Here is a 23,253-nt window from a genome sequence, read left to right as displayed (position 1 = left end):
ATCAGACCCCTGTCACACCTCTCTGCTACGCCCTCAGAGCTCAGCTAAACGCACACACAAAACCTATTTCCACACATAGTTACTGAGGCCTATGCTTGTCGTCATGAGCCACCTTTTCTAGTAACCGCTGTAGGCACTGGATTGACGCTTCCCACAGAACTTTTCCCTTATTTAAACTGCACTCTGTCACCAAAGAATCGAATAATGCTAATGTGTTCTTGCTTATGACATATCACTTTGATCAGAACCTATATGAGCTAACTGCAACTCGATGGCGAATGGCAGCACGCTGCATGTGGCTTACCGGCGGAGCGGTTGCACTCCTTTCTGACTGGGATTCATTTGCACTATTTATTGTCGCAATGGGGTTCATCATTTTAGGAGCGTTGCACCACTTTGAGTTACACATTCAACCTAAAATACTCGAATCTCGGTTGATTGTAGGTGACGGCAAGCTCTGCTTTAGCAACCCAGTTTCAGGTTACACGGCCACGAAAAACTTAGATGACATCACCAAGGTAGCGATGCGAAGATTTCTAGGCATTCCAATTTTGAGAGTCGACTTCAAAAACAACGAACGGCTTACGTTTGCTTGTTATAAAAACAGCTCCGATTTAGCAACTGAACTGAAGTCACAGTAAGCTGTTGAGATGTAACAAGCCTCGTAACGGAAGCATTAATTAGTTATTGGACGCTGAAGGGACATCACCGATCCGGCTATCCAGTGAACATGCAAATCTGAAAGCCCTATAACATGCCGTATAAACAGCACGAAATCTAAGCCTGCGAGCCGGTGTCCTGAACGACATCAGAAAGGGTAACAAGGCATTCATGCTTTCTATTCTTAATATCTGGTTAAAACTGCAGATCCTGGCGCAACTTCTCGGCGATCTTTGGACCTCGTTTCCCTGGTGAGCTTGCACAAAGCTCTGCGGTACCCGCTTTATCGTCATCGAACTTGTAGTGCAGTAAACATTGGGATTCGATCAGAAAACCATAGGGGTCAGGCATTTTCGCTATCAGTTCCGCGCTCTTGAAATCAAAAGCCTGGTTAAGCCTGACAAGTCCCCACCAAGACCACCATTCATTAGCTACGTAGCCTTGTTCACAAGTCATATAAGCTTCTTTAAAACGCTTAGATCTGATGAAATTCAGACACGGTCGGTAAAACTCTCGCTGCAAATTTGGTTGTTCTGGAGGTGGAGTTACCAATCCATCAGCCGCATCCACCCGACCAGGAAGTGTGATGAAGAAAAAGATCGCTAGTGCGACAACAGTATTCATACATAAGCCTCGCTCTATTGTGCAGAAGCCATAGGTACTTGAGGGAGATGAAGTACAAAGTCTGCGGAGTTCACCGACTTGCCTTTAACAAAGAACCTTTTCTTCCACAGTTGACTAGACTGTGCCGCACGTAAAACATCTGGTCTCGATGCTCTTGTTGTTTGAGCGAAACAACTTTGTTGTTCAAAGCAATCCATACCGCCCGTAAGCGTGACAGATACCGTTAAAATTGAATGTTGTTCCTTAAGATAGTCGGTCACACTCTTTCCTAAGAACGCGGTGGAATGGGCCACAGCCATTAGCGCCACTACACGTTTGCCTTGCGCAACTTGAACGGCAATCGCTTCACTCATGTGTCTGTTGCGCTCAACATGTTCGTCTTCCAGCTGCCCCTGAATAAATCTCCGATATTCCATATCTATACCAACAAGTTCAACACCCATTTCTCGTGAGGATTGTAACAATGCGATGTAGTAATCAGGGTTCTGCGGAAAATACTGATGTAGATGCGCGTAAATTAACTCAGCTCCTTCTCCAGAGCGTGAATAGCTCTGCAATATGGGCGTCATATCTGAAGGGAAAACTTCTAACGCCAAGCAATCAAATCCGGCAAAACGCAGCTTCTGCAATGCTTGGACAACTTCCAACTTATGCGCACGGTGAGTGTGGTAATTCTCGCCCATAACCAATACGCGGGTCGAGGGGCGAACCATCAAGCGATAGAGGTTCTTTCCAGGTGCTTCAACAATTGCTTCTGCTAAATCAAGCTTTGGGTAGGTCATTTACAAAACTCCTTTTTCGTAATCATCCCTTCAACAACGTTTGTCTAAGGGTCAGCTTCCTTACTGCAGGGCTAATTTAGGCCGTGGGGATTCGTAATGCAAGGTGTCTTTTAGTGCCTATGAAATGAAAACGACTCTGTACCTAGTGGCCAAATTAGATCAAATAGGAAAAGGCGGCACAACGACCTACCATCCACTAAGCAAACAAGCTAGAAACGAGAAAAAATCACCAGCGAAGAAAACAATGACGCACCAAGAAAGTGTCAGCTAAATTTACACATTCTTATTTCTGCTTTTGCTGGCAAAATATAACTAATTGAGAATATTAACAATTGCTAATTAGGATCGATTTTTGCATTAGACATTTCTTTAGTATCACTTAATCCCAAAGATTGCCGTAGGTGAATAGATTATGTCGAAGATCAGTCAGTTAGTTATTGGATTAACCGCCCTTATCAGCGCTTCCGTCAATGCTGCTCCCGTTACCATCAATTACACCGCAGACAACACGATTCTCGATTTTGGTGTTTGTTTGAACTTGGGCTGTAACCCGTTATCTAACCCATCAGACTTCTCATTACTGTTAGACAAAGGTGCCAATGTCAATAACTGGACTAATGCCGATTCAATCACTTTTGATTTAGATCCAGGCACTTACAGTATTGGATTTGTAGTGCAAAACTTCGGGGCTCCTTCTCGCGGTAATCCTGCGGGCTTGCTCGCTGAAATCATCTGGCAGGACAATATCAACCTGACATCCAGCACATGGGACGTCACCACCAATGGCGTTGACTATGTCGCTGCCACCGAATGGCATAAAAATGGAGCGGGTGTCTGGGGTAGCAATCTACTTGGCGAGATCAGCAGTGATGCATACTGGCTGTGGACGGCAAATAACTTTGACGGCACCACAGACACAACAGCCGCTTTCCGTACCACCATTACGGTAAGGGATGTGTCAGAGCCGGGTATCTTTGGTTTGTTCCTCCTTGGACTAGCCAGCCTTGGGCTGCGTCGCCGCCTCGGTTAAGCATCTTATCGACGGCATAAACGAAGGGCAGGTATCACCTGCCCTTTTTGATCGTACCTTGCTTCACGTGCCTATCACTCAGCTATAGCAGCTCTAAGGCTTCCGCCAGGGTCTTCACCGCGTCTACTTTCATTCCCTCTATCGGCTGCTTAGGACGATTACCATAAGGCACGATGGCGCGACTAAAACCATGCTTGGCCGCTTCAGAAATTCTTTCCAAACCATTCGGTACCGGTCGGATCTCTCCGGATAAACCCACCTCACCAAACACCACCATATCTTCTGGCAAAGCGCGGTTTTTAAAGCTGGAAACCAGCGACATCAACAGGGTTAAATCGGCGCTGGTTTCAGTGACTTTTACGCCCCCTACGACATTCACAAACACATCCTGATCTGCCATCTGCAAACCACCGTGACGATGCAGTACCGCCAGCAACATGTTCAAGCGGTTCTGATCGAGACCCACCGCAACGCGCCGCGGATTGCCCAACGGCGACTGATCCACCAGCGCCTGCAACTCGACGAGCAGTGGGCGCGTCCCTTCCCAGATCACCATCACCACCGAGCCAGCGGCGTGCTCTTCGGCACGGGACAAGAAAATAGCCGATGGGTTGTTGACCTCTTTCAAGCCCTGCCCGGTCATGGCGAAAATACCCAGCTCATTCACTGCACCAAAGCGGTTTTTATGACCCCGTAGGGTGCGATAACGACTGTCCGCTGAGCCATCAAGCAGCACCGAACAATCAACGCAGTGCTCCAGCACCTTGGGTCCTGCCAGCGAACCATCTTTGGTGACGTGCCCCACCATCAAGATGGCGATCTGGTGCTGTTTGGCAAACCGAGTGAGATAGGCTGCTGACTCTCGAACCTGTGAAACACTGCCCGGCGCCGATTGAATATCCGCCATGTGCATCACCTGGATCGAATCCACCACCATGATTTTTGGCTGCTCTTTCAACGCCAACGTGCAGATGGTCTCGACATTGGTCTCGGATAGCATTTTTAGCTTGTCGGTGGGTAAGTAGAGGCGCTTGGCGCGCATAGCAACCTGTTGCAATGATTCTTCGCCCGTGACATAGATAGCGCCCATATGATTCGCCATATGGCACATGGTCTGTAGCAACAAAGTACTTTTACCCGCCCCTGGATTACCGCCAATCAGAGTTGCCGAGCCGGGCACAATGCCGCCACCCAGCACGCGATCAAACTCCGCAAAACCACTGCTGAAACGAGGAAGCTCACTGAGATCGACAGACGCCAACGTCTGTACCTGTGCGGCCACCGCGCCAGCATAACCATCGCGCACACTCCGTGCCGATGGTGCCGCGGCCAGTCGTACCTCGCTGATGGTATTCCATGCATGGCATTCGCCACACTGCCCCATCCACCGGGGAAAATCGGCCCCGCAATCACTACAAACGTAGGCAGTTTTCGCCTTTGCCATCAGTACCTCGATAATCCTGCTGAGCCATGCCACAAATTTATGTGTATGGCATTGAATTTGCTTCTCTCAATCATTAGGGTAAGGCGTCAAATGTACGCCGCTATAATAATTAATAGAATATTGAGGGATACTCTACTGTCAGTTATCCCGTTTGTCAGTCTGTAGGTAGTAAACAATCTCGCATGGAACTCACAGCGTATAGCGCCATCATCGACCAATTGAAACCGTTGGTGGCAGAACCAGACTTTGAGGATATGCTCGCACGACTAACCCGTAGCGAGTCACCCTCTGCGCGCTTCCTGATTAAAATGGAACTTAAGCGCCTAGCCTCCCCTTGCGTGCGTGTTATTGATTTACGTGGCCGTGTTAACGGCAACTGTCATCCATTCGAGCATGATGGTCGCTTGCACTACCTTGATGATATGGCGGTACAGTCTTTTAAACGTAGCGTGAAAGATTATCGCGGCGTGTACACCATGGGCGTCTATGAAGACGTGATGAATACCGAAAATAACTTTCGCGTATTGCACCGAAAACAACAAGAACAGCAACTCTCTGAGCTTCAGTCCAGCAGCAAAAAATCAGCTGAAGATGAAGCGCTGCTGCTGGCGAACCGCAAAGTCCCCCATTATCCAGGAAAGCTGGTTCAATTTGGTCGCTATGTACTGCGTTCTGAAGAGCGGATGCATTATGCCATCTCCATCGAAGTGACACTGGCCGATGGCGTCGTCATCGAAGGCAACACCACAGATCTTTCGGTGAGCGGTGCACGTATTAAAGTCGACGACAGCTTTGAGATCCCCAAGGGCGACCATATTCTCGTCAAGCTGATGGGCCTAGAAGATGACTATGTGCTCGGAGAAATGGGCAAAGGGATCGAATATGTGGTCATGGGTAGCGATGAACACCTGAATGGCCAACAACGCTTACGCCTGATGCGCGCCAACAACGAGCCTGTGTTCGACGAGTTTCTTGAACGTCTGATCCGTGGCAACAAACGCCGCTACAAGGTGAATCTGGATCATGCCGTCGACGCGGTACTTTGCAAAGGCTACGAGCAATACTTCTTTCCCCGCATGTGTGCCCTGCCAGTATTCTGCAGCGGCAAGCGCGACGAGGCGTTAACCCCCGAGTTAGCCCTAGTGACAGAGAATAATCGCCACATTATCCACTACTGGCGCGACGAAGAGTATCGTCTGCAACTGGATGGCGTATTGCAACCTGCACGTTTAAATAGATTACGGGAAGCCCCCCAAGATCCTCTGTTGATATACTGCTTTACTCACAGTGCCCGCGGCAAACTGTTTTACTATTCCGCCATTGAAAGTGAGTTTGAGTCAGAGCAGCAAAAACAAGTTTTCATGGGGTTTGGTGCCAATAAGCCCAGCTGGCAGGTCTTGCAATTAACTATCGCAGGTATCCATCCTGCGCACGCCAACCTAACAACACTAAAAGATGGACGGGAGGGGCCAGAGCTAGACCAGCAGTCTCCTCCTCCACGTGTCGAAGGACGCCTTAAAGATGTTCGCCAGGTGGTATTGATTTCAGACGTCACCTCGGAGATCGGCGTGCAGCGTTATGCCAGTAACGAGTGGGACAAGTCGCAAGTTAATATACTGAAAGCGTTAGGCCATAAACGCGGCGGCAAGTCAGCCATTGAGCTGCACGCATTGAGCTTTTCAAACCTCAGACGCGAAACGCGCTTCGCTTACAAGACACAGGTGATTTGCAAACTGGGAGAGAAAGCTTTTGAGGGGTTTACCCGAGATATCTCTTCCGCTGGCTTGCAGGTAGAGTTAGACGAGCCGATCCCATGTGAGGTAGGTGATGCTATTCATCTTGCCCTGCCACAGTTGCAAAAGCTCACCAAAAAGATCCGTCTGGAAGAGCTGGCTTATGAGATTGTCGGGCATAACGCCACCGACACCGTACTGCACCTGAAACTAAAAACTGAACTAGGTAGTCAGGAAGCGAAACGTTTTCTGTCGCAAGTGATCGAGTCCAACCGCAAGAAACTACCCGCACTAAGATCACCCCAAGTGGTTGATGGTATGTCCAACGCACTGCGTAATATCAGCGCTCATGCAGTTACCACCACGCCATTTTATGTGCATAAGCGCGGCGCCCGTTATGCTATCGATACCGTCGCCGCCAGTGAGCATTTCTCTCCGGTCTGCGAACTGCTACAACGTATTGCTGATAAAGAGCACAAAAGCGGCATCAACCTATACCCGCTAGTGAAAGCCGAGCATTTCCACGAACACCTCCTTGTGCCTCTGAAAAAGCTGGAACGGGAAGATCCGCCGATCACCCTGGAACTCTATATCCGCTTGCAAACCGACAGTGATGGCATCCCGACTTTTGCCCAGTGCCGATACGCCGATGAGTTCGAAAACGAGATTAAACGTCGCATGTTTATTCTCGACAGCCTTAATCAAGGAGAGTTCTTCGCCTGGCAAGTGCACCTATCCCGCACTGGGCGGCCAGACATCGAATTCGTCAACGATGAACTCAGCTATATCAGCCAGTACGCTATCCATAAAGCGAAAAAGTTGGAAATGGAGCTGTGGGATGTCGTCGGTGTCGGTGAATTAGTGGATGTCACTAAAGAAGTACTCTGTCGCTACCCCACAATCAATAAAAAATAGCGAACAAAGAAACACGACTTCAGCATGCCCCCTTAATAAGGGGGCATTCACACTACGCTACCCCCAAAGGTTCACTCTTCGTTCTCCCGCCCCTGCGCCGCAAATGCCGCAAACGCCTCTTCCCCGGTCATCTTTTTCGTCTCATTAGCAAAGCCGTAGTAACTCGGCTTTTCGTCGATAAAGATCTCTTGGGTAAATGGCGTTTGTTTCAATTCAGGGAACAAGCCCATGGGTAACATATACTGCTGGTTTTGCTTTATTCGATAAAACAGGTGGGAACCACAACTGCCACAAAAGCCACGTTCAGCCCACTCAGATGAATCATAGACAGACGGTGTGCCCGTCACGACAACGTCGCAACCACCATCAAAAGCCAAAAATGCGCCACCACCCCAACGCCGACACATATCGCAATGGCAGGCTTCAAAGTGATCGGGAGGTGTTGCTACAACAAGCTTGATATCGCCGCACAGGCACTGACCGGTAATTCCTTTGCTGCTCATCCTTGCTCCTTAATCTTCGCTGTATCAATGAAAATCGGGATCCGCTCTCAGACGAGGGAGAGAAATAACCTAGTGAGGTTAGTCCAACCAGTCAGCTAATTCGACAAAATGATCCTGTGCCGCGTCCCGGTGCACCAACATATCGATATGACCGTAATCGTGACGATAACCTTTCACCTGCGACAACAAAGTAAAGCGGGTTTCTGCAGCCCCCAGTTCATCAATAAATAGCTGCACATCCGTTGGATGTCCCAATACCTTGTCGTTAACACCAGCAAGAAACCAACTTCGCGGCCAACGATAGTCAGAGACGGGCTCACTCATCAGAGCCGCGTGCTGTGCCTGCAGCGCAGCTGAATAGTCAAATCCGTCAACGGGATCACACCAATGACGATCCTGAGTCCAGCGCGTCACCTGCCATATCGCTCCCCAAGGTTCGTTATCCGCACCGATCTTTAGGGGCTTGGCCGGAAAGTAGCCACACACTAACTTGCATAATGGCGCCAGCCCTTGCCAGACAACGCCCATCTTGAAATAGAATTCTAAACTACGGACGGAGATCCGACGCTTCACCCCAAATAGGGTTTTACTCAATACTTGTGGACGTAATTCAGGGAAACGGATCAACGTGGCGGCAGCCAAGGTGCCTCCCCAGCTATGAGCGATCCAGTGCACCCCTTGTGGGTGACGGTCAGCAACAAAACGATGCAACGCCGGAATATCTTCCACCACAGATTCCCACTGGCCGTGGTCAGCGCCGCGACCAACTTTGGGCTCACTGAGGCCACGACCACGCAGATCGGCAACGTAACAATGAAATCCTTGAGACGCCAGATAGGCCGCAAGGCCACGCCCTTTCTCATTGTAAAAGATGCGACCATTTTCAATGGAGCCGTGAAGAAACAGGATCGCCCCACGACTGGGGGCGACTTGATCGGTCTGGCCAGCAGGCAGACAGATTTCACGCAAGTGTAGCCTGACACCAGCCACAGGCTCGACGAACAGGCTACGGTATTGCAAGGTTGGCATTAGTCGCTGGCCAGCAGGTAGTAGATACCCTCTAAGCCGCCCAGGCTGATGCCGGTAGCCGCTTGTGCTTGCACCACCGGCTTCGCATGGAATGCGACTCCCATACGTGCTTCAGCCATCATCAGCAGATCATTGGCACCGTCACCAGCAGCAACCGTTTGTCGATGGGTAAAGCCATACTCGTCACGCAGCTCATTTAGCGTTGTCGCTTTCACTGCCGCATCAACGATATCGCCCTGCACACTGCCCGTCAGAACACCGTCAATAATTTCTAACGTGTTCGCCCGAGTAAAGTCCAAGCCAAGATCCTGTTCCAGCTTGCTGGTGAAATAGGTAAATCCGCCAGAAACAATCGCCACTTTCCAGTGGTGCTGTTTCAGCACTGCCAGCAGCGCTTCCAAGCCGGGCGTCAGCGGGATAGCGCCAGCAACCTCAGCCAGAATAGACTCGTTCGCCCCTTTCAGGGTAGCGACACGACCGCGTAAGCTCTCGGCGAAATCCAACTTACCCTGCATCGCCAGTTCAGTGACCTCAGCCACCTGCTCGCCAACACCGGCCAATTTGGCGATCTCGTCGATACACTCAATCTGGATCGCAGTAGAGTCCATATCCATCAACAACAATCCAGGCTGGTCCAATACTGGTGCGTTTTGATCCAGCAGGTTCAGATCCAACTGCAGGGTTTGGCCAACCGCCGCCAACGTGGCACGATCGGGATACTCAGCCTTGGCTAGATCCACAACCACAGCACCTAACTGAGTGGGCTCCGCCAGATCAGCAATCGGACGAATGCCATTAACCGGGATATCGCTCTGCTTCAGATAGTCCAATACCAGCGCCAGACCTCGCAGGTTGAGCTCAGCCCCCCACACCACCAAGCGGCTACCCAGACGAGGAATGTGATCAACACGCTCCTGCTCGGCCAAGGTATACGCTTGCAAACTCCGAGTCAGTTTATCGTCCTCCTCGGTTGCAATACGCAGTTGAGCGCCATCATCGGTCAGTGCAACATCCTGCAATAAACTCTGCCCAGAGCTCACATCATCGAGCAGTTTTCCCAACACTTCACGACTCGTCCAATCCAGCGCCGAAGGAGCCAGAGAAAAAGTGATTAGTTTCACACGCTATCCCTTTAATCTAGTGTCTAATGTGAAGACGATAAGACGTTGCTTCACAAATCAGGACACCTATAGTATTTCTGTCCTCCCTAAGCCGCAAATGAGCTTAACAAGGAATCATGAGCCAAACCGCCAACGTTGTACCGAAATTAGCGGGCAATGATAAAAAAAATAAAATAAAAACAGTGAGTTCGAATAAAAATAACGGCACTAGGCAAATTTATTGGCGATTATTTTTTATTGCTATCACTGTCGCCTTGGTGATGGTGATCATGCAATTAATGGTCATGCTGTCAGTGAGAACGAACGCACTCATCCAACAACAAACGGAAGTGATGTCCCGTATGCTGACCCATCAGGCGGCTTTGGAAGCGGTGCAACTGCTGTTGGATCAAGATCAGCCGCGCTTACAAGCCATGGCTGAACACCTGGCGTCCGATCCTTTTATCCACGACGCGACCATCTATGATGTAGAGGGTATCGCCGTCGCGCGCTCCGCTAACGTACTCGCGATCAATGACCTGCTCGGGTTTGGCCAGTTCTCCCCTGAAAATCGTCCCAGCCGAGAGCTACGCCCCTATATTGCCGAGGTTGTCAAAGAGAACGAAACTCTCGGGTATATTCGCATCACCCTAGAGATGGAGAAGTTACTGGATCAGGCGACGCAACTTAAGAAGACCAGTTACGACCAAGGGCGAATTATGTTGCTGCTGACGGGGTTAACCGGATTTATGTTAGCGTTGGTGCTCAGGCGTCGACGCTGAGCAATACCCACACGCCATATAGTCCGTTTGATATTATCAGACTAAACAGCAAACAAAGCGGCTTACCCACCAGCCCCTCGCAAGGAGCCTACGATGCAAGCCGTCATTGATATCTCCTGGAGTTACCTGCTCTGTTTTAGCCTATTGCTTGCAATCCCCCTAGCGATCAATAGCTACTTTAGATTAGGTCTGGCAAAAGAATCCGCTGCGGCCATTTTCAGAATGAGTGTGCAACTCACTCTGGTTGGTATCTATCTACAATTTTTGTTTCAGCTAAACAGCATCAGCTTAAATCTTGCTTGGCTGCTGGTCATGCTGCTGGTGGGCACCAGTGCAATTATCGGCAAAGCACGTTTGCCACTAAAGCGACTGTTTATTCCAGTACTCACCGGGCTACTGCTTGGGCTGCTGCCATTGCTGTTGATTTTGCTGGTACTACTGCTGCGCCCAGAGCCCGTCTATCACGCGCAATACCTGATCCCGCTCGCGGGTATGCTATTGGGAAACAGCATGAGCGGGAATATTGTCGCGCTGCAACGCCTATTTAACGCATTTACTGAACGGCAGATGGAATATGAAGGAGCGTTAGTACTGGGAGCCTCTCCCTATCAAGCCAGCCTGCCCTTCCTGCAATCAGCGATGCGCCAATCCCTTGCCCCGATCCTGGCTTCAATGGCTACCACCGGCATCGTGACGCTACCCGGCATGATGACCGGCCAGATATTAGGTGGCACAGACCCCGTGGTAGCCGTGAAATACCAGTGGCTGATCATGATCTCAATTTTTGTCATGCTCTGCGTGGCAATCGCTTCGACTCTGCTGATATCGGTGAAAACACTGATCGGTGATACCGGCAAGTTACAGGTGAGCGTTCGAGAGTAACGATTGAAACCTAAGACCAGTATCAGTTAGCGGCGGTACCACAACGCAGCATCTTGCAACGGCGTTTGCTCTGACAAGTTAGGATTGTCGATCGCAAATAGCTTACGGTTAGCCAAATCTGCACGCTTTATCGCTGCACCGAAATGCTCAATGAATAAACGGTCAAAACTGCCATCATCGATCATGCCCCTTAGCCCGCGCTCTATTCGCGCGGCCAATGCTGGGTATTTGGGTGAAACAAAAAAATAGGTGGGCAGCGGGATATACACAACCAAGGTGCTTTCCACCGCGAGGTCAGGATAAAAGCGCTGGCGATCGTCGAACTCCGTGAACACTTCATTGACACCACGACCGAACGAATAAAAGCGATCGTGCATCAACATCCGGAACAATGACTCATAATCCAATCCAGTGACCACTTCCATGCCGGCCTTTTCCATCGCCCAACGTGTTGACCATTGCTCACCAGAGCCAGTTGCAATATCAGCCAACTGTTGCCAACTATTCACGCTGGCAAACATCGGCTGATTCTGCTGCTTAATCAAAAATAGGCGATAGCCCTGGATCCCTTTACGAATAGGTATGCGAACGGGAATAAGCCGCTCTTCCCAGCCTGGTTTAGGGGCTTCGGCCATCACGTGTAATACTTCCCCACGCTCCAGCTCCAGCAAAGCTCTATCGCGAGGCATCACCTTATCAGTGGGGCGCACCGTGACATCGTCATGCTCATCCTCAGTTCTCAGCAAAACCTCAGCCAGCAACTCGCGAGGATAGTCATAACGAGGATCTAACTTGGAGTGACCGCGGTTGATAAGTACCACAGCCGGGTAACCGGCAGCGCCTGAGGCTCGAGGTGCAGCTTGAGTACCGTCAGCAGCCAGGTTATTGGCTAAAACTGCAAACGACAACGAAAGGCTAATTGCTGAGCATGCCAAACAAAGTGTCTTAAAAACTGCCATCGATTAATCCAATAGCGCATCAAGGGTCAGCTTCATCATACTGTGGAAGCTCCGCTCCCGCGCATCACTACTCAGCTGTTCATCTCGGCGAATATGGTCACTGACAGTTAACACGGTCAGCGCCTTCGCGCCATATTCCGCTGCAACACCATAAAGTCCGGCGGCTTCCATCTCTACTGCCAGCACACCCATCTGATCTGCCCGGTCCATCAATTCACCACTGGGGGCATAAAACAGATCCGTAGACACCACATTACCCACCCGCACCGGCACTTGATCCGCCAACGCTTGATCCGCCACCCGTTTTAACAAGCCGTAATCAGCGATCGCAGCAAAATCATGACCAGCAAGACGTGCCCGATTAACACCTGAATCGGTACAAGCACCCATCGCCAAAATAATATCGTTGAGCTGGATATCACCTTGAATCGCACCGCAGCTGCCAACGCGGATGATCTGCTTCACCTCATACTCGGTATACAACTCGCGGGCGTAAATAGAGCAAGAGGGGATCCCCATGCCACTGCCCATCACCGATACCCGCAACCCTTTGTAGTTGCCGGTATACGCCAACATACCGCGCACCTGATTAATACACTCAGCCTGCTCTAGATATTGCTCGGCAATAAACTTGGCCCGCAACGGATCACCAGGCAGCAGTACAGTATCGGCAAAGGCACCGGATCCGGCGCTAATGTGAGGGGTAGCCATACACTCTCCTAGTCTCAACTCGAACTAATCTAATAGCACAGAAAGAAAGCTCTCGCCGTACTCAAGCGGTTGTATTTCCATGAATTGTGCAACAGTTTGTCCCATATCAGAAAAACTTTTACGATGGCCAACCGTCCCTGTCTTTATCTGTTTTCCGGCGACCAATATCGGCACATGTTCGCGGGTATGATCAGTACCAGACCAGGTTGGATCGCAACCATGATCAGCCGTCATCAGCAGCAGGTCTTCCTCTGCCATCGCCGCCAGTAACTCAGGTAAGCGGACGTCAAATTGCTCCAGGGCATCGGCATAGCCCAAGGTGTCGCGACGATGACCATACAACATGTCAAAGTCAACCAAGTTGGTCATCAACAAGCCACCGGCGGGTAGAGTTTTTAGCGCCTTTAAGGTTTGTTCAAACAGGGCATCATTGCCATCACCGTGAAGCGCTTGGCTCACCCCTTTATGCACATAAATATCAGCAATTTTTCCCACAGAAATCACTTCTCGGCCTTCATCGGCCAAGCGTTCCAACAGCGTCTTACCCGGCGGCTCAACGCAAAAGTCCTGACGATTGGCGGTGCGCTTAAAGCTCTCTGCATCCTCACCAACAAATGGCCGGGCGATAACACGGGAGATGTTGTGGGGCGCCAATAGCTCTAAAGCTAAACGGCACAGTTGATACAGCCGTTCCAAACCGAAATGCTGCTCATGGGCCGCAATTTGAAACACGCTGTCAGCCGAGGTGTAACAGATTGGCATCCCCTCAGCGACAGACTGCTCGCCAAGTTCTTTAATAATCGCAGGACCCGACGCATGGCAGTTGCCCAATACGCCGGGAAGCAGACCTTGCTGACGTAACTTACGCAAAAAGCTGGGGGGGAATGATTCTGTTTTTTCCGGGAAATAGCCCCATTCAAAAAACACCGGCACCCCTGCCATCTCCCAATGGCCACAAGGGGTGTCTTTGCCGCTGGATATCTCTTCGGCGAATCCCCAGCTCGCCTTATGCCCCAGCAGGTTAAGTGGCGCTTCGCCAGTGATTGGCGCACTACCCAGCGTGCTATTCCAGCCTTCTGGCCAATGGCCACTGCTGGCCGCGCAGGCATCAGCCAAGCCCAATTGGTATAGATTAGGTAACGCGAGCGGCCGTTTCCTGATCTGCTGGCAAGCATCGGCGATATGCAACAGCGTATTGGCCCCTGCGTCACCAAACTGTTCGGCATCGGCGGAAGCGCCAATACCAAAGGAGTCCAACACCAGCCAGATCACCCGTCTTTGCATCGCTAGTATTCTCCCGTCTGAGTCACTGCGCCCTGAGTATCATTAAGCACACCATCCGTATGCATCTGTTGCAACAGTGATTGCCGTAAACTGCTGGCGCCTAAACGGAATCGTTTTGCAGTCAACGCGTCAGCTCCCAGTGTTTGCTTGACTAGCTCGTAGTAATCGCTCGCTTCTGCCATGGTTCTAATGCCTCCAGCCGCTTTAAAGCCTGCCACATTGCCATGATCACGGATGCACTCAAGCATCACTTTCGCCGCTTCCAGCGTCGCATTCACTGCCACTTTGCCAGTTGAGGTTTTGATAAAATCCGCTCCCTCGTCCAGCGCCAACTGACTGGCTGTGCGAACAAGTGACACATCCTGAAGTTCGCCACTTTCAATAATCACTTTTAAAACACAAGCTTCGTTCAGGCGACGAACCGATTTAACCAACGCCGCGGCTAACCACCACTGCCCTGCCATCACCGCCCGGTAGGGGATCACCAGATCAATTTCGTCAGCCCCAGCCTCTAATGCGGCAGACACCTCATGCATCACCGTCGCCGGTTTAGCATCACCGGCCGGAAAGTTCGCCACCGTCGCAATGCGGGTTTGGTTGTCAGGCCGAAGTTGTTTCGCCAATGATACCCAGCGCGGATAAACACACAGTGCTGCCACATTCAGCAAGTCACCGCTATCCAGCTCAATACGGCTGTCGTGGCACAATTGGGTAATAGCCGACTCATCATCGTCTTGATTGAGCGAGGTAAAGTCCATTAGCGCGAATAGCTGCCCAGCCAATTCAGGCGATGTTGTTTGGGTATCGTCGTGATTCAAAGCCCTGACCCATTTAGTTTAGTTTGGATTGATATGGATACGATCAGTATAATGCCGCCTCAACTTAGCTGGCCAGCATTGGTCAGCGGATCATGGCCTGTTTGGTAGTGTAATGACCGATATCGATGTAGACAGCAGTACAGACACTTTGCGCTTCGGTGGCATCAACCGCTTGTATGGTAATGATGCAGCACAGATCCTCGCCAACGCGCACCTATGCGTTATCGGTATTGGTGGTGTCGGTTCATGGACGGCAGAGGCGCTAGCCCGTAGCGGTGTTGGCCAACTCACCCTGATTGATCTGGACGATATTTGTGTCACCAACACCAATCGCCAGATCCATGCCACCGCAGACACCATAGGCCAAGACAAAACCGCCGTCATGGCTGAGCGTATTCGCGCCATCAATCCTGCCTGCCAGGTCAACTGTGTTGAAGATTTTGTCACCGAAGAGACCCAAGCCGAATATCTACTAGCGGGCTTTGACTGTGTGATTGACGCCATTGATAGTGTCAACGCCAAAACGGCGATGATCGCCTTCTGTAAGCGTAACAAGATCCCTTTAATCACCGTTGGTGGCGCGGGTGGGCAAACCGATCCCCGCTTGATCACCAGCGGCGATCTGGCAAAAACCTTTAACGACCCACTGCTTGCCAAAGTACGCAATAACCTGCGACGAAAGCACAACTTCACCAAGAACACCAAGCGCAAATTTGGTATCGAAGCGGTGTTTTCAGAAGAGCAGCTGGTCTACCCACAAGCGGACGGCTCGGTATGCCAAACCAAAGCGATGAATGATGGCAGCACCCGCTTAGATTGCGCTGGCGGTTTTGGCGCCGCCACCATGGTCACCGCAACCTTTGGCTTTATCGCCGCCGCCAGAGCAGTAGATAAGGTGCTAGCAAAAGCGCGTAAAGCGTTATTAGAAAAGCCAACAACAGAGTAAGCGCAGTTAAGCTCTGACCACAAGGGATGACCCATCGACTGTTCATCAGAGCCACCTGCACAGCGATAGCCGTTTTCGCTTATTTTTTGTGGATCATAGTCTTAGTGTCGGCTTACTAAAAAACTGGAAAGACAGGGAAGTGTTCGAATGAGTTCTATCGAAAAATATCTGCATTTAACCGTTTTGGTGTTTTGTATTAGCGTCAGCGTGATATGGCGTTACACGTGGTTCGGCGCTTTCCTTGACGCCACACTGCTCATCTTTGCTATCTATTTGCTGCCCTATTCTGCGGCGCTGATTGACGACAAACTGCACCCTCAAGGCCTCCCCTTGCTTGAGCGACTTAGCCTAATTAAATGCTTCGCAATGCTACTTGGCAGCCCCATTTTTCTTTATGTCGGATTTTATTTGCTTTCACACGAGCCATTGTCACTCTTATGTGACGAAGCCACAGACTGTTCCGATGCCGCACACAGAGGAGTTATTGGTCTGATCGCCATTTCCGGAGGAATATTTTGCATCACAGGGCTGCTTTATCAATGGTTGCCCAACCGACAGGCCTGCAAAGCGGTTCTCGACAATGAACAACTAAACGCCCCGCACAACACAACGGCACTGATGCATATGTGCGTTTCAACTGAGACAGAAGATCTAAATATTTACCCAGATACCAGCTTAGAAGGCGCACTCGTTAAAATTAACGCACTGACAAAAAAACAAGTACGCACACAACAGGGCGACGCATTACTTGCCACCACCATCATGTGGCAATGTCCGCAGATGAGTGACAACAGCCTCGCGGTGACAAAAAACAGTGACGGCCGCTATGACATTACGCTACAAGCTGTATACCGCAGAGGCATGGTAGGAAAGTGGTTTCGTCGAGAAGCATTTTGCCTGCTCTTTGATAAAAAACGAAAGGAAGTCGACGCAATATTGACCCGTTTTTACGGCGCTAATTCAGCGCAATATTATGATTTTGTTTATGAACAAGCGGCAGCCAACTAATTGTTGTTATTGGCAAAAATCTAAGCCGCCCCATCAAACAAGCAGATAAGAACTAAGACGAATCAGGCAACGATATTCATGCATTGGCAGATCATCACTATCCTTTTAGCGTACTTCCTAGCTCTGGCAGTACTCCCATCAACGTTTGCTAATATCTTGTTTGACTTACTTGCGCTCGGCGCTGCCTCACTGTGTATTTGGTATGTGCGGATATTTGCCAAAAGCGGCACCGTAACGCCCCATATCATTGAATCAACCAAGGGCAGGATCGGCTTCGGGGCTATTTTTCTATTATTGGGCTGCTTAATGGCAGGCTTAACATTCCCTCTCATTGTTTTACAGCCCACAGAATTGGTCTGTCGATACAACCCATGTGATACCGGCACACATAGCTGGGCAATGGGAATATTATCAGCAGCTGTATCGCCAGTGATGCTGCTGACCAGTTACGATCTATTTCGGGCAATTTGGAAGCCAATTAACAAAAGCAACGACCCTAAACGTACCGACAATAACGGATAAAAAATGACATTATCATGGATGATACTCATCAGCTTAATTGCTGCCGCCTTATATATTCCCTCGCTGACCATCAGTGGTTGGCTACCATTAACACTCAGCAAGTGTAAGCAAGATCGCGCTTGGAGAAGAGCGGTCATCACAGCTATTGCACTGCCAGCCATTGCAATGCTTCTTACCTACCCATTCTGGTTAATCCCTATCGCTTGGTGCCTATACGCTTTTACCGACGTCTCACTGTGGTCTTGGTGGCTGATCGCACCGTCAGCCCCACTCGTTGCGCTCATTGTTGCGGCTGTCATTGTGGATATATAGTTGCTATTGGGGGCTCAACGAAAACGCTATGGTTGTCTGGCGGCAATAAACGCTTGGATCTCCGCTTCGGTAAGCTCAGTCCCAAACACGCTAGCCTTCACTTTGAAATCCTCGACCACGCGACTAGCGCCTGAACGACCATTGATTTTGATGACGTCGGCAACAAATTGCTCGTCGTCTATTTCATCGGAGCAAACACTCAAAATGCATGGGTGAGACGTCAAAAACTCAGCGATATCTGGCAGAGCAGCCACACAGCAAAGCGCCTCGACCGCAGCCTGATGCAACTCGCTGTGCACTTCACGGATCAGATCGTAGTAGGCTTCCTCTACAGATTTGTAGTTGGCCGATTGCTCTCTGTTTTCCGGTGCCGGTATGGAATAGATAGGATCCAGACTCTCCAAAAGATCATTAACCGAGGAGAGGCTACGCTCAGTCTTCGTCAGCAGCGCTGCGACGACACCCTCAACAGGCAAAAAAGTGGCACTGCTGGGATCCCAACGGATAGCCGATTTCATTTCAGCATCACTGATCCCCTCCTCATCGAAACATTGCTCAAGCCCCGCCACTAAGCCTTGTTCGCTACAAGCAAAAGGGGTGCAATAAGACCATGTGCCAGCGTTATAGTAGAGGCCGATATGATAGAGCTGTTGCTCGGAAAACTGCTCGATGATCTTTCTAAGTGCAGGGGCGGTCTCACAGCTGAGCGCCTCTATGAATTGAGTTTTAACCTCAGCTAGCCTGGATCCAAGTGTGGCTGGGTAGTCCGTCTCTGACATTTGAGTTAATCCCTTTCTGTATATCTGATCCCTATCTGCAATGAACTCTACTTCTATCATAGATCGGGCTTTTGACGTAGCCAGTAAAAAGCTGCGTCATTTGGCCACAGAGTCAGGAGTAAAGAGTAAGCACCTCGCCGCTTTGCCTTACGGGTGTTAAATCAGGGGCAAAGGTCAGTATCCATAACGCAAGCGGACTATGAATCTACCGCCAAGCGATTGAACAATCACCCGAGAAAACGATTAGGCGACAAAACAGCTGAAGAGGTATTCAATGAACACTAACCGCTACTGTTGCACTTCAAACTTGATACTAAGCATTGATTGATACATGCTGAAAGAACCAACGGCAAGATATTATTGCGGAGTCTTCCCAAGGGAACGCATGGCGCCTAAGCAAAATGATTTCTTCCTTCCACTCTCCGACAGCTACTTCTTTTCCTTGGTAACGAGCATGAACGTTAATATCACTCTTGCTATCTACACACGCGATCACCTGTAACTCATCACCAGGTTTCAGTACACCAACTTCTAGCGGTACGTCACCAACTTTACCTGCCAGCGTGTTGGGATCAAAAAGCGGAACATTCCCAATGGCACGGACAGTTATACTTTCGGGCAAAGCAATCCAGAAATAGATAACCCCGCTAGAAGCCAAAAGCAGAAATGCAATAATAAGCATATGCTTTGCTTTCATCGTATTCCTAACGCCAAGCTAAGCGGCGCCAATGCGAGAGTGTAGCGTTGCGATAAAATGGCGAAGCCATTCGCATAAGCGAAACGTAGCATTGAGCGTCCGGCTTTAGCGCCTTGTTATGTGTTTTTCCCGAGATAGCCATATTGCCTTTTTGCTTGTTCTAGCTGAGAGATGTTTAAAAATGGCCATGCAGTTTTATCCCCCACTAAACTCCATGGATCTGGCTCAATTTCTCCGAACAAACCGAATGTAAACCTGTGCAAGAGTGACCTTTTACGATTTCGAACCGGCCATTCATACTCAAAACCAGATTTTAAAAACAAAATCAGTTTTGCGGCGTATTCTTTGTCTTCTCTACTCAGTCTATTCTTACCTCTAAGCTTATACTCTTTCATGTCAGAATATATCCCCCAAGCTCCATAATAGAAAACTGCCGAGATAGCTCTATCTTCACTTTGAAAAGGAACAGAGTCTTCAAAGTCGTCGTTTGTAATATTCCCAGAGCACAAACTTCGAATCAATTCGGCGAATTGTATTCTCGATTCTTGATCAATCATACCCTACACACATAACGCCGCCTTAAGCGGATGGAAACAGTTGGCTAAAATGTGAAGCGCAGCGAAACTCAGCCAACTGTTGGAGTTCCGACTTTAAGGCCTTGTTAGCTGTCACCACTACAATTTACTCAAGTTCTAGCTCTTCCACTATTGGCACTAAAGGCTGATCCATAGCATTAGGCCTCAACGAGTGGAGATAGTCTACTGCATCTTCATTATTTAATAGCCCTTCAATAAATGCGCTTTTCCAATCTCTTCCTCTATCATTTTGAGGTATCTCATTTAACCTTTGTAACAACGCCCCCCTCAAATCAAACCTCCTTTTTGAGAGTCTTGTTTGCCACCTTCGATAATCATCTTGGCAAAATTTTATTATTCGTTGTTTAACCTTTAAGTTTTTAATATGAAAAATTACTCTTTGGTCTTCACCATCGCCTGTCACTTGCAATTTTCTTAATACGACAGAAAATGAGGGGCGATTTGTTTCACAACTAAAAGCTACTGTTATTTTAAACCTAAACTTTTGGAGAAGGTCTGAGTATATTGGGTGGATAAACTTTGCTGTGCCAGCATCTACACAATAATAGTTTTCACCTTTAATCGGAGCACAGCTTCGACACTGTGGAACCAAGTTATTTGGAAAGATTGAATACTCAGGCCACTGATCCTTAGGAATAAAGTGATCCAATGTATCTGGTTTCTTTGGATTGCCGCAAAATGGACACGAATACAAACCGTGCTCATTTCTTCTAAATAGCAACTCTCGATTTAAAGATGCAGGAGCTTTCTCATAGTAATGAACAAGTAATTCTCGATGTTCATCAAAGTCTGTAGCTTCAAGTTCAACTCTATAGTTACGAATGATCCCTTCATATAAAGGGTACCTTTCAGTTAACTCTTCTGAAATAGCGATAAGCTCATGAACATTATCTTTTCTGCATGTTGTAGCAAGGTTAAGCCAACCACAAGGCAATCCTCTCACAAAATCCTCAAGATATAGCAATTACATATCCTCTATTTCTATATCATCACCATCATCCAGTTTTGATAATGCATATGCTAAGGCATCATCTCCAATATGATTTTTGATTGTGTTTATTGAATTTTCTGCTTTCTTTAAATATCTATCAATTTCCCTTTGATACGGCTTAACCATGTAGTCATCATCAAAAACTTCCGAAATAATGATATCTAACGACTCACCATATGTTTCAACACTTGAAATATTAGTTTCCGTATTTCCCTTATTTTTTCTGAGAATGGTTATAGCTTTACTCTCAACCTCTCTAGCTAGTATTGCTGAATGTGTGGCAATAATTGAGTAAGATTTTGTCTCTTTCAAAATATGTTGCAGCATATTCATTAACCCCACTTCAAGTTCAGGGTGTAAATATAACTCTGGCTCATCTAGAACTAATAAGCTCTCTTCCTCAAGTTCAGCAATAATTGCAGGAATCATGTATGAATATATTTTTTGACCTGAGCTTAATGGCAAAATATTTCCATCTTTTTTGAAAATAATGCCCTTGTTATAATTAAGACTATCTTTTAAAGAGTTAGTGTTTAAAGTCGAAGTAACTTCAAGCTCTTGATTATCATCGTTTGTAATAAATACTGAATCAAAATCAATGCATAATGAAAGTGTATCTTTGAGTATTTTAAATCTAGACTGCTCTTCCCACCACGAGTTTTCATCATCATATTCAATAACTTTGATTAAAGAATTTATACTTTGCTTTATTGGGTGATTTAAATCATGATCACCACTATCATTTTTAAAGCCAATATATGAATACTCGTTTACATGTAACCTTTTTCTTGATTCGCTTTTTCTATTGCTTTTTTCTTCACTTGCTGAGTAGCGACTAGATAATTTTTTAAAGATCTCGCTTTTCGTATAAAAGCTCTCAAATGGTGAAAAGGCAATCATAATTAACTTGTGGAAATATGGGTGGTTATCTTTAGTATCAATAACACCTGTAATAATTTCACTGAGCTTCTTTAAGGCATGTGACTTACCGACACCATTTTTTCCTATCAGTAAATTGATATTAGACTTTCCAATTTCTCGGCTAGTATCAAACTTTAGGCATAAATCATCGAATGTATCACCAAGTTCAGTGAGTGTTATATCAAATGTTTTTTTAGGGATATAACGACCTAGAGCAATTTGATACCCTTTTTTCAATATTGCACTCGATGCACTCCCACGCATAAAGCTACCAGAAAAACCCTTCCAGCTAGAAAATTCATCATATTGATCGTTAAAATATCCGGCATCACAGATTTTAATCAATATCTCTTCGGCTTCACTTTCACTAAACAAGGAATTTATTTTCTTATAGAAATCAACCTCTTCACCAATTGATACTATATTATCGATATTTAAAACATCTGTAATTTCAAAATATTTAGATTCTAAAGGTTTGCCATTTTCCTTAAAGTACAATGATGAATCTTCTTTATCTTTAATTAATATTTTTAGAGTACCTAGTTTTCGCTTCTGCTTTTCAGATACATAGTACAATTTAAACGTAATAATATATCCAAAATCATCCCAAGGACTTTTATAGTTTGTTCCTCGATGATCTTGTAATAAATGAAAGCCATCAAGATTTTCTATCGATAGGGACTCTGAATAATAGTATTTCATTGGTTACCTAAGTTTGAAGTGCAATATAATACAGCTAACGCCTTTGATAACAGGACCTATAACGCGCCCAAATAAAACCACCGCTCTCTGGGTGGTTCCTCGTTTATCAAACTTGTTGTACACCCGCACCGCCGTGGCTATGGACGAACAACGTTATCTATTACACTCACTATGCCGTGCTTTGCTAACTTAACGCAACACTCTGTTAATACTGAGCAACTCATAACTTGCGCTCGGTCAGATTGTCCCCACACAGCATTCCACCGCGCCAAAAACACAGTGCCGTATGTTGATTAAGCCGCATGATGAACAGGCACCTCCTTATCACCATGTATTAACGATGCCCCGCAAACATCACACACGCGGGGTACATCACAACCAATCAGGTAAGCCTGCCAACTGATAAATTCACCTTGGCTTACCTTTGACTGTCCAAGCTGCAGACGGGCACGGTTCAATTTCGTTCTTCCGCCTGCGCTGTATAGTCCCAGATAACGCACACTGCTCTTTCCGTGTTGCGGGG

At 48.0% G+C, this 23,253-nt stretch carries 24 protein-coding genes and 1 pseudogene; 9 read left to right on the top strand and 16 right to left on the bottom strand.

The annotated features are described in order from the left end of the window. Window positions 1–293: 293 nt before the first annotated feature. Window positions 294–641, top strand: a complete 348-nt coding sequence (locus DU002_RS16010; RefSeq protein WP_147271883.1) for a hypothetical protein — start codon at window positions 294–296, stop codon at window positions 639–641. A 214-nt stretch (window positions 642–855) separates the two neighbouring features. Here DU002_RS16010 and DU002_RS16005 read toward each other — a convergent pair whose 3' ends face one another. Then, window positions 856–1,284: a hypothetical protein gene (locus tag DU002_RS16005; RefSeq protein WP_114339433.1), complete on the bottom strand. Its 429-nt coding sequence runs from the start codon at window positions 1,282–1,284 to the stop codon at window positions 856–858. A gap of 14 nt (window positions 1,285–1,298) precedes the next feature. Continuing rightward, window positions 1,299–2,066, bottom strand: coding sequence for a ChaN family lipoprotein (locus DU002_RS16000; RefSeq protein ID WP_114339431.1), 768 nt, complete (start codon window positions 2,064–2,066; stop codon window positions 1,299–1,301). 412 nt (window positions 2,067–2,478) lie between these two features. Between DU002_RS16000 and DU002_RS15995 the strand changes: the two genes are divergently transcribed. Further along, window positions 2,479–3,096 carry a PEP-CTERM sorting domain-containing protein gene (locus DU002_RS15995; protein WP_114339430.1) on the top strand — a complete coding sequence of 206 codons (618 nt, stop codon included), beginning with the start codon at window positions 2,479–2,481 and terminating at the stop codon, window positions 3,094–3,096. An 82-nt stretch (window positions 3,097–3,178) separates the two neighbouring features. Here DU002_RS15995 and radA read toward each other — a convergent pair whose 3' ends face one another. Next, complete coding sequence (gene radA, locus DU002_RS15990) at window positions 3,179–4,540, bottom strand: DNA repair protein RadA (protein WP_114339569.1); 1,362 nt, start codon at window positions 4,538–4,540, stop codon at window positions 3,179–3,181. A gap of 182 nt (window positions 4,541–4,722) precedes the next feature. On the opposite strand from radA, the gene DU002_RS15985 reads away from it, so the two are divergent. Further along, entirely contained in the window at window positions 4,723–7,188 is a 2,466-nt protein-coding gene (locus tag DU002_RS15985; RefSeq protein ID WP_114339429.1) for a PilZ domain-containing protein, read from the top strand. Window positions 7,189–7,259: 71 nt separating this feature from the next. Here DU002_RS15985 and DU002_RS15980 read toward each other — a convergent pair whose 3' ends face one another. From DU002_RS15980 to serB, 3 genes are all read right to left on the bottom strand, one after another. After that, window positions 7,260–7,691, bottom strand: coding sequence for a GFA family protein (locus tag DU002_RS15980; RefSeq protein ID WP_114339428.1), 432 nt, complete (start codon window positions 7,689–7,691; stop codon window positions 7,260–7,262). Window positions 7,692–7,769: 78 nt separating this feature from the next. Next, window positions 7,770–8,720, bottom strand: coding sequence for an alpha/beta fold hydrolase (locus DU002_RS15975; protein ID WP_114339427.1), 951 nt, complete (start codon window positions 8,718–8,720; stop codon window positions 7,770–7,772). After that, complete coding sequence (gene serB, locus DU002_RS19530; protein WP_233496519.1) at window positions 8,720–9,841, bottom strand: phosphoserine phosphatase SerB; 1,122 nt, start codon at window positions 9,839–9,841, stop codon at window positions 8,720–8,722. Before serB ends, DU002_RS15975 begins: the two co-directional genes overlap by 1 nt. Before the next feature lie 116 nt (window positions 9,842–9,957). On the opposite strand from serB, the gene DU002_RS15965 reads away from it, so the two are divergent. Both DU002_RS15965 and DU002_RS15960 read left to right on the top strand, forming a co-directional pair. Then, entirely contained in the window at window positions 9,958–10,602 is a 645-nt protein-coding gene (locus DU002_RS15965; RefSeq protein ID WP_114339425.1) for an AhpA/YtjB family protein, read from the top strand. A gap of 93 nt (window positions 10,603–10,695) precedes the next feature. Beyond that, a complete protein-coding gene (locus DU002_RS15960) occupies window positions 10,696–11,484 on the top strand; it encodes an ABC transporter permease (RefSeq protein WP_114339424.1) in 789 nt (262 codons plus the stop codon). Window positions 11,485–11,510: 26 nt separating this feature from the next. On the opposite strand, the gene DU002_RS15955 is transcribed toward DU002_RS15960, so the two are convergent. From DU002_RS15955 to deoC, 4 genes are read right to left on the bottom strand one after another with little or no spacing between them, the layout of a single operon-like run. Further along, entirely contained in the window at window positions 11,511–12,443 is a 933-nt protein-coding gene (locus DU002_RS15955; protein WP_114339422.1) for a type 2 periplasmic-binding domain-containing protein, read from the bottom strand. Window positions 12,444–12,446: 3 nt separating this feature from the next. After that, window positions 12,447–13,154, bottom strand: coding sequence for a purine-nucleoside phosphorylase (gene deoD / locus DU002_RS15950; RefSeq protein ID WP_114339421.1), 708 nt, complete (start codon window positions 13,152–13,154; stop codon window positions 12,447–12,449). Between the two features lie 24 nt (window positions 13,155–13,178). Continuing rightward, entirely contained in the window at window positions 13,179–14,438 is a 1,260-nt protein-coding gene (locus DU002_RS15945) for a phosphopentomutase (protein WP_114339420.1), read from the bottom strand. A 2-nt stretch (window positions 14,439–14,440) separates the two neighbouring features. Continuing rightward, on the bottom strand, window positions 14,441–15,256 hold the full coding sequence (deoC, locus tag DU002_RS15940) for a deoxyribose-phosphate aldolase (RefSeq protein ID WP_233496518.1): 816 nt from the start codon (window positions 15,254–15,256) through the stop codon (window positions 14,441–14,443). Between the two features lie 112 nt (window positions 15,257–15,368). On the opposite strand from deoC, the gene tcdA reads away from it, so the two are divergent. From tcdA to DU002_RS15920, 4 genes are all read left to right on the top strand, one after another. After that, window positions 15,369–16,202, top strand: coding sequence for a tRNA cyclic N6-threonylcarbamoyladenosine(37) synthase TcdA (gene tcdA / locus DU002_RS15935; protein ID WP_114339418.1), 834 nt, complete (start codon window positions 15,369–15,371; stop codon window positions 16,200–16,202). A 147-nt stretch (window positions 16,203–16,349) separates the two neighbouring features. Continuing rightward, complete coding sequence (locus tag DU002_RS15930; RefSeq protein ID WP_114339416.1) at window positions 16,350–17,210, top strand: hypothetical protein; 861 nt, start codon at window positions 16,350–16,352, stop codon at window positions 17,208–17,210. A 78-nt stretch (window positions 17,211–17,288) separates the two neighbouring features. Further along, window positions 17,289–17,732 carry a hypothetical protein gene (locus DU002_RS15925; RefSeq protein ID WP_114339414.1) on the top strand — a complete coding sequence of 148 codons (444 nt, stop codon included), beginning with the start codon at window positions 17,289–17,291 and terminating at the stop codon, window positions 17,730–17,732. Window positions 17,733–17,735: 3 nt separating this feature from the next. After that, a complete protein-coding gene (locus DU002_RS15920; RefSeq protein ID WP_114339413.1) occupies window positions 17,736–18,044 on the top strand; it encodes a hypothetical protein in 309 nt (102 codons plus the stop codon). Window positions 18,045–18,070: 26 nt separating this feature from the next. Here DU002_RS15920 and DU002_RS15915 read toward each other — a convergent pair whose 3' ends face one another. The 6 genes and pseudogenes from DU002_RS15915 to DU002_RS19390 all read right to left on the bottom strand — a co-directional run. Next, complete coding sequence (locus DU002_RS15915; RefSeq protein ID WP_114339412.1) at window positions 18,071–18,823, bottom strand: hypothetical protein; 753 nt, start codon at window positions 18,821–18,823, stop codon at window positions 18,071–18,073. A 313-nt stretch (window positions 18,824–19,136) separates the two neighbouring features. Next, entirely contained in the window at window positions 19,137–19,520 is a 384-nt protein-coding gene (locus tag DU002_RS15910) for a hypothetical protein (protein WP_114339411.1), read from the bottom strand. A 116-nt stretch (window positions 19,521–19,636) separates the two neighbouring features. Next, window positions 19,637–20,077 (bottom strand): hypothetical protein, encoded by a 441-nt coding sequence (locus DU002_RS15905; RefSeq protein ID WP_114339410.1) that lies wholly within the window; start codon window positions 20,075–20,077, stop codon window positions 19,637–19,639. A gap of 124 nt (window positions 20,078–20,201) precedes the next feature. Further along, entirely contained in the window at window positions 20,202–21,080 is an 879-nt protein-coding gene (locus tag DU002_RS15900) for an HNH endonuclease (protein ID WP_114339408.1), read from the bottom strand. Next, a complete protein-coding gene (locus tag DU002_RS15895; protein ID WP_114339407.1) occupies window positions 21,081–22,730 on the bottom strand; it encodes an AAA family ATPase in 1,650 nt (549 codons plus the stop codon). It lies immediately after the preceding gene. 293 nt (window positions 22,731–23,023) lie between these two features. Next, window positions 23,024–23,253: pseudogene (locus DU002_RS19390) on the bottom strand (IS91 family transposase); the annotation flags it as partial.

The sequence above is a fragment of the Corallincola holothuriorum genome (genome assembly GCF_003336225.1).
Taxonomy (GTDB): Bacteria; Pseudomonadota; Gammaproteobacteria; order Enterobacterales; family Neiellaceae; genus Corallincola; species Corallincola holothuriorum.
This window is presented reverse-complemented; position numbering and strand designations above follow the sequence as displayed.